This window comes from Marinobacterium alkalitolerans (genome assembly GCF_017776525.1).
Lineage (GTDB): Bacteria > Pseudomonadota > Gammaproteobacteria > Pseudomonadales > Balneatricaceae > Marinobacterium > Marinobacterium alkalitolerans.
Map to the genome: position 1 here is coordinate 36,116 of NZ_JACVEW010000016.1, position 12,941 is coordinate 49,056.

10 protein-coding genes are annotated in these 12,941 nt (G+C 60.3%); 2 read left to right on the plus strand and 8 right to left on the minus strand.

Features of this window, described 5'->3' with window-relative positions; genetic code table 11:
• Positions 1-901: 901 nt before the first annotated feature.
• Both H9C73_RS11075 and clpB read right to left on the minus strand, forming a co-directional pair.
• Positions 902-1,162, minus strand: coding sequence for a hypothetical protein (locus H9C73_RS11075; RefSeq protein ID WP_209287892.1), 261 nt, complete (start codon positions 1,160-1,162; stop codon positions 902-904).
• Between the two features lie 234 nt (positions 1,163-1,396).
• On the minus strand, positions 1,397-3,973 hold the full coding sequence (gene clpB, locus H9C73_RS11080) for an ATP-dependent chaperone ClpB (protein WP_209287893.1): 2,577 nt from the start codon (positions 3,971-3,973) through the stop codon (positions 1,397-1,399).
• 223 nt (positions 3,974-4,196) lie between these two features.
• Here clpB and H9C73_RS11085 point away from each other — a divergent pair, with 223 nt between their 5' ends.
• Positions 4,197-6,116, plus strand: a complete 1,920-nt coding sequence (locus H9C73_RS11085) for a PhoX family protein (RefSeq protein ID WP_209287894.1) — start codon at positions 4,197-4,199, stop codon at positions 6,114-6,116.
• 74 nt (positions 6,117-6,190) lie between these two features.
• Here H9C73_RS11085 and pgeF read toward each other — a convergent pair whose 3' ends face one another.
• Entirely contained in the window at positions 6,191-6,919 is a 729-nt protein-coding gene (gene pgeF / locus H9C73_RS11090; protein ID WP_209287895.1) for a peptidoglycan editing factor PgeF, read from the minus strand.
• Complete coding sequence (gene rluD, locus H9C73_RS11095) at positions 6,916-7,884, minus strand: 23S rRNA pseudouridine(1911/1915/1917) synthase RluD (RefSeq protein WP_209287896.1); 969 nt, start codon at positions 7,882-7,884, stop codon at positions 6,916-6,918. The genes pgeF and rluD overlap by 4 nt, the downstream gene beginning before the upstream one ends.
• A 133-nt stretch (positions 7,885-8,017) precedes the next feature.
• Here rluD and H9C73_RS11100 point away from each other — a divergent pair, with 133 nt between their 5' ends.
• Positions 8,018-8,995: an outer membrane protein assembly factor BamD gene (locus tag H9C73_RS11100; protein ID WP_209287897.1), complete on the plus strand. Its 978-nt coding sequence runs from the start codon at positions 8,018-8,020 to the stop codon at positions 8,993-8,995.
• An 84-nt stretch (positions 8,996-9,079) separates the two neighbouring features.
• Here H9C73_RS11100 and H9C73_RS11105 read toward each other — a convergent pair whose 3' ends face one another.
• The 4 genes from H9C73_RS11105 to H9C73_RS11120 form a co-directional block, all read right to left on the minus strand.
• Positions 9,080-10,708, minus strand: coding sequence for an NAD+ synthase (locus tag H9C73_RS11105; RefSeq protein WP_209287898.1), 1,629 nt, complete (start codon positions 10,706-10,708; stop codon positions 9,080-9,082).
• Between the two features lie 16 nt (positions 10,709-10,724).
• Positions 10,725-11,831 (minus strand): glycine oxidase ThiO, encoded by a 1,107-nt coding sequence (gene thiO, locus H9C73_RS11110; RefSeq protein WP_209287899.1) that lies wholly within the window; start codon positions 11,829-11,831, stop codon positions 10,725-10,727.
• Positions 11,832-11,882: 51 nt separating this feature from the next.
• Entirely contained in the window at positions 11,883-12,422 is a 540-nt protein-coding gene (locus H9C73_RS11115) for a GspH/FimT family pseudopilin (protein ID WP_209287946.1), read from the minus strand.
• Between the two features lie 84 nt (positions 12,423-12,506).
• Entirely contained in the window at positions 12,507-12,941 is a 435-nt protein-coding gene (locus H9C73_RS11120) for an FKBP-type peptidyl-prolyl cis-trans isomerase (protein WP_209287900.1), read from the minus strand.

The following is a 12,941-nucleotide window of genomic DNA, read 5'->3' on the forward strand; positions in this document are numbered from 1 at the left end:
TACTAAAATTATTCCGTTCAACCCACGTTCTAACGCCACACACAGAGACCGGCAAAAAGCGTAGCATTTTGACGGTTCCGGCGACTAGCGGGAGCAAATGCTGTGCCTTTTTAAAGAAAACTTCCAACATTATCCGATGTCCATCTACATTTTTTACACTTATAGGCAACACTATGTATATATAGATATAACAATAGACTCCGTTTATGACACCTAGGACATTTAGTAGGTAACAATCTCGGAATAATAAAAAAATGTAGGACCAAAACCGTGAAAATCCCTAGCGCAAACGAGATATTTTCGTAAGTACTTCCAGAAAAGTTAAAATAATTTGTAATAGGTAGTACTAGATGCGTTGATAATTTTTCACTGTTTTTAACAAAGGTTATATAAACGATAAGCCATACTATAATCCCAAGCATAGTATGAGGAATTTTTGATCGAAGAAATCTTTTTTTATACATAGTTATTTAACAGCACAATTATGAGGATTTCTACCTCATAATAATCATTATCAGGTATACTTTTTAATTCTTTCAGCACCATATAGCCAACTGATCAGTAAGAATAAAGTTTTAAGAAGATTGCCAAAAAGGTAAAACCGATTGGCAGGAGCATGTGCAACGGATAATGCCCGTAAAGGCAGCCATGAAGGCATGAGAGAAAAGCATAGGCGGGTTGAGGCCATCCCTGATACTCCTTCATTTCGTGCTGACTGCATCCGTGCCTTCAACTATCCGGCACGGTACTCCCTGTCATCCATTCCCAACACTATAGCCAGCCGAATCTGAGCTGACTACCCAACCTAAGTAAAATCCCGAACACCGGAATACGGCACTCTGCCCCCTAAACAAAAAAAGCCCACCGATCTCTCGGCAGGCTTCTATTCTGATGCCCGGCGTTACATCGAACTGGCGTTCAGCAGCATCCGCATAGCCTCGGCGAGTTTCTTCTCGGCTCCCCGATGATCACCAGCCTTGTGTGCGGCCATACCTTCATCGTGCAGCTGCATCACCTGAGTGCGCACCTCATCGCTGACCTTGATGTTGGCGAGTCCGTTTTCTATCGCTTTGCCGTCCATGGGGCAGTGGCCCGCCAAAGCCGTTGCAGACAGCGTTGACGCTAACAGTGCCGTAAAGCACATGGTTTTTAATCTGGACATGACCCACCTCTCTTTTGAGTGATACTCAACGGTCTGAGTATAGTTCAGCTACTTCCACATACCTGTACGTGCCGATTCAATATTTGGATACGACGCAAAGGAAGGCTGAACTGGGCAACAGGCGTCACTTTCGCAGGCAGCTAACCTGCGTGAGGCCAAAGGGCTGACGCAAAAAAGGCCCGCCGGTTTCCCGGCAGGCCCTTTATTCAGACAGGTAATGCGCTCAGACAAGCATCAGCGGAACACAAATTCCCCGGCTTCCACATCCACCACGATCTCGCGGCCCGGCTCGTACTCGCCGGCCAGCAGCCGCTGCGCCAGCGGGTTTTCGATCCACTGCTGGATCGCACGCTTGAGCGGACGCGCACCGTAGATCGGCTCGAAGCCGACTTCCACCAGCTTGTCCAGAGCGGTGCTGGTCAGCTTGATGCTCAGCTCGCGTTCGGCCAGGCGCTTGCGCAGGCGGTCGAGCTGGATCTCGGCGATACCGGACACCTGCTCCTTGCGCAAGCTGTGGAACACCACCACCTCGTCGATACGGTTGATCACCTCGGGGCGGAAGTGGGTACCCACGGCTTCCATCACTGCCTTCTTCATCAGGTCGTAATCGTCATCGTCGCTGTAGTTCTGAATCAGATCCGAGCCCAGGTTGGAGGTCATCACCACGATGGTGTTGCGGAAGTCCACGGTGCGGCCCTGACCATCGGTCAGGCGACCGTCTTCCAGTACCTGCAGCAGGATGTTGAACACATCCGGGTGCGCCTTTTCCACCTCGTCCAGCAGCAGCACGGAATAGGGCTTGCGGCGCACCGCTTCGGTCAGGTAGCCGCCCTCTTCATAGCCCACGTAGCCCGGAGGTGCACCGATCAGACGCGCCACGGAGTGTTTCTCCATGAACTCGGACATGTCGATGCGCACCATCGCTTCCTCGGTATCGAACAGGAAGCTGGCCAGCGCCTTGCACAGCTCGGTTTTACCCACCCCGGTCGGGCCGAGGAACAGGAAGGAGCCGTTGGGGCGGTTGGGGTCGGCCAGACCGGCACGGGAACGGCGCACGGCGTTGGACACGGCCACCACCGCTTCGCTCTGTCCAACCACGCGCTGATGCAGGGCGTCTTCCATCCGCAGCAGCTTGTCGCGCTCGCCTTCCAGCATCTTGCTGACCGGAATGCCGGTCCAGCGGGAGACAACTTCGGCCACCTCCTCTTCGGTCACCTTGTTGCGCAGCAGCTTGTGTTCTTCCGCCTTCTGCTCGCTGGTGTCGGCGGCCTGAAGCTGTTTCTCCAGTTCCGGGATGCGGCCGTACTGCAGCTCGGACATCTTGCCCAGATCACCGGCGCGGCGGGCCTGCTCCATCTCCACGCGGGCCTGATCGAGCTGTTCCTTGATCTGCTGGGAGCCCTGCACGCTGGCCTTCTCGGCTTTCCATACCTCTTCAAAGTCGGCGTACTCTTTCTCCAGCAGGCTGATGTTGTGCTCCAGCTCTTCCAGCCGCTTGCGCGAGGCCTCGTCTTTCTCTTTCTTCAACGCTTCCCGTTCCATCTTCAGCTGGATCAGGCGGCGGTCGAGGCGGTCCATCTCTTCCGGCTTGGAGTCCATCTCCATGCGGATACGCGAGGCGGCCTCGTCCACCAGGTCGATCGCCTTGTCCGGCAACTGACGGTCGGTGATGTAGCGCTGACTCAGCTTGGCCGACGCGATGATGGCGGAGTCGGTGATATCCACCCCGTGGTGCACTTCGTAACGCTCTTTCAGGCCACGCAGAATGGCGATGGTGTCCTCCTCGGAGGGCTCATCCACGATCACCTTCTGGAAGCGGCGTTCCAGCGCGGCGTCCTTCTCCACGTACTGGCGGTATTCGTCCAGGGTGGTGGCACCCACGCAGTGCAGTTCACCGCGCGCCAGTGCCGGCTTGAGCATGTTGCCCGCATCCATGGCCCCTTCGCCCTTGCCGGCGCCAACCATGGTGTGCAGCTCGTCGATGAACAGGATGATCTGGCCTTCCTGTTTGCTCAACTCGTTCAGCACCGCTTTCAGACGCTCCTCGAACTCGCCGCGGAACTTGGCCCCGGCGATCAGCGCGCCCATATCCAGCGCCAGCACTTTCTTGCGCTTGAGGCCCTCCGGCACTTCGCCGTTGACGATGCGCTGCGCCAGCCCTTCCACGATGGCGGTCTTGCCCACACCGGGCTCACCGATCAGGACCGGGTTGTTCTTGGTGCGACGCTGCAGCACCTGAATGGTGCGGCGGATTTCGTCGTCACGGCCGATCACCGGGTCCAGCTTGCCGGACTCGGCACGTTCGGTCAGGTCGATGCAGTACTTGTCCAGCGCCTGGCGGGTTTCTTCCGCGTTGGGGTCGTCCACGCTGTCGCCTCCACGCATGTTGTTGATGGCCGTTTCCAGTGACTGACGGGTAACGCCCGCCTCTTTCAGCACCTTGCCGGCGTCGCTCTTGTCCTCCAGCATGGCCAGCAGGATCAGTTCGCTGGCAATGTACTGGTCGCCGCGCTGCTGGGCCAGCTTATCGGTCACGTTGAACAGGCGCGCCATGTTCTGGGACAGGCGGATCTCGCCGTCCGGGTTGCTGACTACCGGCAGGCGGTCGAGGGCTTCGCCCACCCTGGTGGTCAGGTTCATCCGGTCGGCACCGGCCTGACGCAGCAGCGGCGCTACCGAACCGTTCTGCTGTTGCAGGAATGCGGCCAGCAGGTGGATCGGCTCGATCATGTTGTGATCCTTGCCGATGGCCAGTGACTGGGCATCCGACAAGGCTTCCTGAAGTCGTGATGTAAATTTGTCGGGTCGCATGAGGTCTCCTGTGGATCTCGCTGTGCCAGTCTGTCCGGCAAAACACCCGAACCCTCTGGCCATTTCTGTTACCTCTATAGATATGGCCGGTTGCGAGCGCTTCAAGAGCTGAGCGGAATTAAATTAGTTATTTCTTATACAGCAGTAAACCGTCTTATTTTTGTAATAGCACACTGATAAAACCTTGCCTGTTTCGGCAACGACCAATAACAGGACCTGTGACATGAATCAGCACGATCGCTTTGACCCTGAAGACCACCCGGAGCTTGAGCAGACCGATTTTGACCGTCTTACCGCCAAGGGCGTGAGCCGTCGCAACTTCCTGCGTGGCGGTGCGGCCTCCATGGGCCTGTTCCTGGCCGCCAGCCCGCTGGCTCGGGCCGTTGCCGCTGCCACGCACCCGACCCAGAGCACACTGATGGGCTTCAAGGCCGTTGCCGCCAGCACCGCCGACCGTTTTGTGGTGCCCGAAGGCTACGTCGCCAAGCCGTTGATCTCCTGGGGCGACCCCATTCTGAAAGGCGCACCGGCGTTTGATGCCTCCGGCACCCAGAACGCGGCAGCGCAGGCAGGCCAGTTCGGTGACAACACCGACGGCATGAGCCTGTTCCCGCTCAGCGAAGACCGCGCCCTGCTGGCGGTCAACAACGAGTACACCAACTACGAGTACCTGTTTGCTCACGGCGGCAAGCAGGACCTGACCGCTGACGAAGTGAAGAAATCCCAGGCGGCGCACGGCGTCTCCATCTTCGAGATTCGCCGCAACGCTCAGGGCGAGTGGCAGCTGAACCCGGCGTCCGACTACAACCGCCGCATCACCGCCTACACGCCGATGGAACTGACCGGCCCTGCGGCCGGCCATGCCCTGATGCAAACCGCCGCCGACCCGTCCGGTCGCAAGCCGCTGGGCACGTTCAACAACTGCGCCAACGGCCAGACCCCCTGGGGCACCTACCTGACCTGTGAAGAGAACTTCCACGGGTACTTTGCGTCCGCTCAGGATGAAGTCGAGCTGCCGGCCCGTGAAACCCGCTATGGCCTGAAAGCCGGCAACCGTCGTTACCAGTGGTACCGTCACGACGAGCGTTTCGATCTGGCCAAGCACCCGAACGAACCGCACCGTTTCGGCTGGGTGGTCGAGATCGACCCGATGAACCCGAACGCCACGCCGAAGAAACGCACCGCACTGGGCCGCTTCAAGCATGAAAACGCTGCCCTGACCATCGATGACTCCGGTCATGTGGTGGTGTATCTGGGCGATGACGAGCGCGGTGAGCACCTGTACAAGTTCGTCTCCAAAGGCACCTACAACCCGAACAATCAGCAGGCCAACCGTGATCTGCTGGAAGAAGGCACGCTCTACGTGGCACGTTTCACCGCCAATGACGGTGAGATCAAGGGACAGGGCGAGTGGATCGAACTGACCCACGGCAAGAACGGCCTGACCGCCGAGAACGGCTTTGCCGACCAGGCAGAAGTGATGATCTTCGCCCGTGAAGCCGCCACTCAGGTGGGTGCTACCACCATGGACCGCCCGGAGTGGGTTGCCGTACACCCGGACAACAAGGCGGTGTTCTGCACCCTCACCAACAACAAGAACCGGGGTGTGGAAGGCAAAAATCAGCCGGTGGGCGGCCCCAACCCGCGTGCCAAAAACAACTACGGTCAGATCCTGCGCTGGTGGCCGCATCAGGGCAGCCATGTGGACAACCGCTTCGACTGGGATCTGTTTGCCATTGCCGGTAACCCGGTGGTGCAGGACGGGCTCTATGCCGGCAGCGACAACATCAACGCCGACAACATGTTCAACAGCCCGGACGGCATCGGTTTCGACCCGGTCGGTCGGCTCTGGATTCAGACCGACGGCAAGTACAGCAACGAAGGCGACTTCGCCGGCATGGGCAACAACCAGATGCTCTGTGCCGATCCGCAGACCGGCGAGATCCGCCGTTTTGCCACCGGCCCCATCGCCTGTGAGATCACCGGCCTGACCTTCTCGCCGGATCAGCGCACCGTCTTCATCGGCGTGCAGCATCCGGGTGAAAAGGGCGCGCCCTCTCACTTCCCGGCGGGCGGCGACAGCAAGCCGCGCTCCACCATCATGATGGTACAGCGTGAAGATGGCGGCGTGATCGGCGCCTGAGCCATTGGCTGAGCACAAAAAAGGGGCTGAACCCTTTGGCGGTCAGCCCCTTTTTTCATCAAGTAAGCAGGTACTTACTCAATCCAGATCAGGCTGGCCATGCGACCGGTCTGGCCATCACGGCGGTAGGAGAAGAAATCGGACTGCTCCGTGAAGGTACAGTGATCACCGCCGGTAATCCGGCCGACACCGGCCCGTTGCAGGCGCTGCTCGGCCAGCCGGTAGAGATCCGCCAGCCAGCGACCGTCATGCATGGGCGAGGGCTGAAAGGCGACTTCGGCGTCGGCATGCTGGGCGGTAAAGGATGCCTTCACTTCCGGCCCCACCTCAAACGCCAGTGGGCCGATGGCCGGCCCCAGCCAGGCGTGTACTCGCTGCGGCTCGTGAAAGGTGGCCAGCGTTGCTTCGAGTACGCCGTTCAGCAGGCCGCGCCAGCCGGCATGGGCAGCCGCCACCTGATCACCGCGTTCATCGGCAAAGAGCACCGGCAGACAGTCTGCCGTCATCACACTGCACACCACACCGGGCATACGCGTCCAGCAGGCATCCGCCTCACGTACCCGGCCATCGGCCCGGGCCGGTACAACGTTGATGCCATGTACCTGTGACAGCCACTGAGGCGTTTGAATGCCCAGCGCCTGTTCCAGACGCGCACGGTTTTCGGCCACGGCCGCCGGGTTGTCCCCCACGTGATCACCCAGGTTCAGACTGTTCCAGGGCGGCTGGCTGACGCCGCCATCACGGGTGGTGGTAAGTGCTTGCACACCGGGCGCCAGCGGGTGCTGTGGCCGAATCAGTTTCATAGCTCGTAGTCGTACTCTTCAGCGTCCTTCTTCAGGACCGCCAGCAGTTGTTGCATGTCTTCGGGCAGATCCACTTCCCAGGAGACCAGTTCCCCGGTGGCCGGATGCCAGAGCTCCAGCTTCTTGGCATGCAGCGCCTGACGGCGGAAATTGCGCAGCGTTTTCTGCATCGCCGGGCTGCAGCCCTTGGGCAGACGGAAGCGCCCCCCGTATGTCTGGTCACCCACGAGAGGATAGTTGATGTGCGCCATGTGGACACGGATCTGGTGCGTCCGGCCGGTTTCCAGCTTGAGGCGGATGTGGGTGTGGGCACGGAATTTTTCCAGCAGGCGGTAGTGCGTTACCGCTTCCTTGCCCAGCCCGACCACGGCCATTTTCTGGCGGTTTTTGGCATGGCGTCCCATGGGCTCGTCCACGCAACCGCCACCGGTCATGACGCCGTTGACCACCGCTTCGTATTCGCGGCCCATGGAACGATCCTGAAGCTGGGCCACCAGTTCGGTCTGGGCGGCGATGGTCTTGGCCACCACCATCAGGCCGGTGGTGTCCTTGTCCAGACGGTGCACGATACCGGCACGGGGCACCTGATCAATGTTCGGGCAGTGGTGCAGCAGCGCGTTCATCAGCGTACCGCTGTCATGCCCGGCCGCCGGATGTACCACCAGACCCGCCGGCTTGTTGATCACCAGAATATCGTCGTCTTCATAGACGATATCCAGCGGAATATCTTCGCCCTCGTGCTGCTCGATCCGTTGCAGCTCGGTACGCACGCTGATCGACTCGCCGCCGTTGAGCTTGTCGCGCGGGCGTTTCACCTCGCCGTCCACCTTGAGCGTACCCTCCTTGATCCAGCCCTGAATACGGGAGCGGGAGTAGTCCGGAAAGAGCTGGGCTGCGGCCTGATCCAGGCGCATGCCAAACATCTCGGTCGGGACCTGCACATCGAGTTCTAGCTGTTCTGACATCTGTATGATTCTTCGTCGGCGGAGGTTTGGGCATGGGCTCCGGTTATGGTTAAATAGACCGGAATTTTCAGGCCAGTATAACCGAACCAGGCCGCTCACGCCGAATCCGGCTCCAGTATCAGGAACGATAAACATGCGACCCTTGAAACTCCTAGTCACCCTCGTGCTGTTCAGCCTGCTTTCCGCCTGCTCCTGGTTTGGCGGCGACGAGAAGGTGGCGCCGGATGTCCCCGAGCAGCAGTTGTATGACGAAGCGCTCAGTGCACTGGAAGCGGACAACTATGAACTGGCAGTCGAGAAGCTGCAGTTGCTGGAAGCGCGCTACCCGTTCGGGCGCTATTCCGAGCAGGCCCAGCTCGAGCTGATCTATGCCTACTTCCGCAACTACGAGCCGGAATCAGCCAGTGCCGCCGCCGATCGTTTCATCCGCCTGCATCCGAACCACGACAACATCGACTACGCCTACTACCTGAAGGGTCTGACCGCGTTTGAGCAGGACCGCTCCTTCCTGGAAAAGTACCTGCCGATCGATGTGAGCCAGCGTGATCCCGGTGCAGCACTGGAGTCCTTTGAAAGTTTTTCCACCCTGCTGAACCGTTACCCGGACAGCGAGTACGCGCCGGATGCCCAGAAGCGCATGCAGTACCTGAAGAACCGCCTGGCCGCACACGAAATCCATGTGGCCGCGTATTACATGAAGCGCGAAGCCTGGGTGGCCGCTGCCAACCGTGGCCGTTACGTGGTCGAAAACCTGCAGGAAACCCCGGCCGTGCCCGATGCACTGGCGATCATGGCTGAAGCCTACACCGAGCTGGGCATGCACGATCTGGCCAACAACTCCCGTGAAGTGCTGCAGCTTAACTACCCGGAGTATGAAGTACGTCCGTTCAAGCAGCGCAGCGCAACCCTGCTGCAGACCGCCACTTTCGGCCTGCTGGGCGGCGAACCGCCGGCCGAACCGGCCCGCCCGGTGCCACTGGCTGACCGTCAGCGTGCCGATGCCCAGTCACGTGCCTCCGATGAAAAGGCCGAGCAGGAAGAACGCTCCTGGTTCAGCCGCATGACTTTCGGCGTGTTCGATGACGAAGAAGAAAGCGCGCCAGCGGAATAAACACCCCGCTTGAGTCTGAATCGCAAAAGGGCCCGCATCTGCGGGCCCTTTTCGTTATGAGTGCCTGTCGCTGTGACAGCGGGCTCAGATGCCCGCCTTCCAGCCCGACGTAATCGGATAGCGGCGATCCCGACCGAAGCCGCGTTGGGTGACGCGGGGGCCGATCGGCGCCTGACGGCGCTTGTATTCGTTGATGTCGACCAGTCGCAGCACCCGGTTCACATCGGCCGGCTCAAAGCCTTCGTCGATGATCGCCTGTGCCGAGTAGTCCCGCTCCACGTACAGCTCCAGAATCCGGTCCAGTACGTCATAGTCCGGCAGGCTGTCCTGATCGGTCTGGTCCGGCGCCAGCTCCGCCGACGGCGGACGGTCGATCACGCGCTGGGGGATCACCGGCGACAGGGTGTTGCGGTAGCGCGAAAGCGCGTATACCAGCGTTTTGGGGATATCCTTGAGCACGTCAAAGCCGCCGGCCATATCGCCATAGAGCGTGGAGTAGCCCACAGCCATTTCGCTCTTGTTGCCGGTGGTCAGCACCAGATAGCCCTTCTTGTTGGAGATCGCCATCAGCAGTACGCCGCGACAGCGTGCCTGCAGGTTCTCTTCAGTGGTATCCGGGGCGTAGCCGGCCAGTTGCCCCTGCAGCTGCTGCATGAAGCTGTCGTACATCGGCTCGATGGAGATGACGTCGTACTTGATGCCCAATGCATTGGCTTCGGCCTCGGCATCCTCGACACTCATGGAGGAGGTATAGCGGAACGGCATCATCACCGCTTCCACCCGCTCGGGGCCGAGCGCATCCACGGCCACGGCCACGCTCAGGGCGGAGTCGATACCGCCGGACAGGCCCAGCACCACGCCCTTGAAGCCGTTCTTGTTGACGTAATCACGCACGCCCATGACCAGAGCCTGATACACACTGGCGTTCTGGTCAGGCTCTTCAATGCTGGTCTGCTCCGGCGTGAGCTGACCGCTGGCCGGATCGAACTGCGCCGTGTACAGGCCCTCTTCACAGTGGGCGGCACGGAACAGGGTTTCACCCTGCGCCGACACCAGCAGCGAGTTGCCATCGAATACCAGTTCGTCCTGAGCCCCGGTCTGGTTCAGGTACACCACCGGTGCATTCATCTGGCGGGCGCGGCCAGCCACCACCTCGGCACGCTGGGTCGCCTTGCCGATGTGATAGGGGGATGCGTTCAGGCTCAGCACCAGATCCACGCCGGCACCGGCCAACTGTTCGGTGGGGGCGCTGTGCCAGATGTCCTCACAGATGCTCAGCCCGATGCGGGTGCCCTGATGCTCAAATACGCAGGGCTCGGAGCCGGCCACGAAATAGCGCTGCTCATCAAACACCTGGTAGTTGGGCAGGCACTGCTTGGCATATTCGCAGATCAGTTCACCGTCCCGAATCACGCCCGCCATGTTGTAGAGCGCGCCATCCCGGTAACGCGGATACCCGACCACCAGCGTGATGCCCTTCACTTCGTCGTACAGGCGCTGCAGGGCCTGCTCGATGCGCAGCTCCAGACTGGGGCGCAGCAGCAGGTCTTCGGGCGGGTAGCCACAGAGGGCCAGTTCGGGAAAAAGCACGAGATCGGCCTGATGCCGGTCCCGTGCTTCAAGTGCGGTCTCTATGACACGGCTGGTATTGCCGGGGATATCCCCAACCAGCAGGTTCAGCTGGGCCATCAGGACCCGTATCGGTGTGCTCATCGATCTCCTGCGCGTTTTAGCGTGCGGTTAAACGTCCAGCAGGAGAGTATGCATCAGGATCGACCACGGGTGAACGCCCCAGTAGCAGATCCGCCATCAAACGGGTGGATGCCGGCGCCAGCACCAGTCCGTTGCGGTAGTGGCCGGTGTTCAGGTGCAGACCCTCCCAGCCCGGTACGGCCCCGATAAAGGGCAGGCCTTCCGGTGACCCCGGACGCAAACCGGCCCAGTGGTGCTCCACCTCATAGTCGGCCAGTTCCGGCACGATACGGGTGGCGGTATCGAACAGGCTGCGGCTGGCCTCTTCCGTAGTGGACTTGTCGAAGCCCACATGCTCCAGCGTACTGCCCACCAGCACCCGGCCGTCACTGCGCGGAATCACATAGCGGCCATCCAGCATCACCACCCGATCCACGACCCCGGGCACCGCCTTGAACACCATCATCTGGCCGCGCACCGGCTCCACCGGCAGCCCCAGATTGAGCTGTTCCAGCAGCTGACCGCTCCAGGCACCGCCGGCGAGGATGGTTTCGCCCCCCTGATGTTCGCCACGAGCGGTCTTGACGCCCAGCACGCGCTCGCCAAAGAGGCTGAAGCCGGTGACTTCGCTCTCTTCGCACAGGGTGATACGCGGGTTAAGGCGAACGCTCTCACGCAGCGCCTGCCCCAGACGCGGGTTGCGAATGCTCGCGACTTCCGGCATCCAGATGGCGGACTTGAAGCCTTCGGCCAGGTGCGGCTCGGTCTGGTAGATGAAGTCCGAATCGACCTTGGTCAGCGGTCGGTGGTAACGACGGGCCCAGTCCAGCGCGGTCTTTTCTTCTTCCGGCTTCACGTCCAGCATCAGCATGCCTTTCTGGCGCAGCTCGGGATCGCAGCCGGTTTCCTCCAGCAGCTCCTGCGCCAGGTGTACGTAACTGCTTTGCGACCAGAGTGCCAGCGCCGTAATCGCATCCTGATAGCGCCAGGGGTACAACGGGGAGACGATACCGCCACCGGCCCAGGACGCTTCCCGGGCACAGGTGCTCCGCTCAATCAGCTTAACCCTGGCACCCTGCTGTGCCAGAAAACGTGCCGTCATCATTCCGATAACGCCGGCACCGACAATTACAAAATCAGACATTTCATCCTCTCTAGCCCTGATGATTGACAGTCACCCGCCATGCCCGGCATCTCAGCTACCCGAGGTAGCAGTACGAATGCGGCCCAACAACGATACAACGACAAGGCGTGAATACGTGCTACCGGCCGTGGAGATGGTGAAGGTTCCATTGGAGCCACCCAGTGCAGAGCCATCCGGCTGATACACCAGCGAGTCGCCCCGGTTCCAGATTATGCGCACAGGCGATTCAAAATTGGCAACGTATAACGCCGATTCCGCGCCCCCGACCTGCCTGTTCTGATCCAGATCAACAAATGCCAAAGCCCCCTGCCAGCGCTGTTTTCCACTGCGGCTGGTGCCCTCGCACCGGGTGCCGTCGCGGGAGCGGCAGAGTGTGACGCGCTGGTTGTGGCTCAAGGCCGTGGAGCGCACAAGGCGCAACAGACCGACCACATCGCTCTGGGCAGAGCTTTGGCGGCTGGTGTGTATGAGTGACGTAAACGTGCCGGGGCCGATACCGATCAGTATGGCCAGTACGGCAACGGCCACCATCAGTTCCACCAGGCTCAGCCCCTGCTGCCGTGACGGCAGCGCTGGAGTGCGAGTATTCATGATCCATCCCTGTGATATGCGTTCGCATCTGCCGGCGCATTCCTTGCACCGGTTTCCAGAGACTGATCATTTTTCAGGCAGCCGTCAAGCGGCGTCGATCGCCTTGATCGCCACTTCGAAGGTCAGGGTCTTGCCTGCCAGCGGGTGGTTGAAGTCGACGGTGACCTTGTCGTCGTTGAAATCGGTAATCACGCCCGGCAGTTCACCACCGGGTTCCTGGAAGGACACCACCAGCCCCGGCTCCAGGTCCATGTCCTCGAACTGGCTGCGCGGCATCACCTGGATGTTGCTGGGGTTGTGCATCCCGAAACCGCGTTCGGGGGCGATGGTCAGGTTGACGTGATCGCCCACCTGAAGGCCCAGCAGGGCCTGCTCGAAACCTTCCGGGATGTTGCCGTCACCGAAGGTGAAGCGCACCGGGTCGGTGTCGAAATTGCTGTCGATCACCTGCCCGTCTTCCAGCTTGATGGCAAAGTGCATGGTAATGGCCTTGCCCGGGCCGATAGCAGCATCAGTCAT

Bases quoted from the DNA above. Each gene is read 5' to 3' on its own strand.
- H9C73_RS11105 (WP_209287898.1), bottom strand. From the start codon at position 10,708: ATGAGCACACCGATACGGGTCCTGATGGCCCAGCTGAACCTGCTGGTT.
- H9C73_RS11100 (WP_209287897.1), top strand. From the start codon at position 8,018: ATGCGACCCTTGAAACTCCTAGTCACCCTCGTGCTGTTCAGCCTGCTT.
- pgeF (WP_209287895.1), bottom strand. From the start codon at position 6,919: ATGAAACTGATTCGGCCACAGCACCCGCTGGCGCCCGGTGTGCAAGCA.
- H9C73_RS11085 (WP_209287894.1), top strand. From the start codon at position 4,197: ATGAATCAGCACGATCGCTTTGACCCTGAAGACCACCCGGAGCTTGAG.
- H9C73_RS11120 (WP_209287900.1), bottom strand. From the start codon at position 12,941: ATGACTGATGCTGCTATCGGCCCGGGCAAGGCCATTACCATGCACTTT.
- clpB (WP_209287893.1), bottom strand. From the start codon at position 3,973: ATGCGACCCGACAAATTTACATCACGACTTCAGGAAGCCTTGTCGGAT.
- H9C73_RS11115 (WP_209287946.1), bottom strand. From the start codon at position 12,422: ATGAATACTCGCACTCCAGCGCTGCCGTCACGGCAGCAGGGGCTGAGC.
- H9C73_RS11075 (WP_209287892.1), bottom strand. From the start codon at position 1,162: ATGTCCAGATTAAAAACCATGTGCTTTACGGCACTGTTAGCGTCAACG.
- thiO (WP_209287899.1), bottom strand. From the start codon at position 11,831: ATGTCTGATTTTGTAATTGTCGGTGCCGGCGTTATCGGAATGATGACG.
- rluD (WP_209287896.1), bottom strand. From the start codon at position 7,884: ATGTCAGAACAGCTAGAACTCGATGTGCAGGTCCCGACCGAGATGTTT.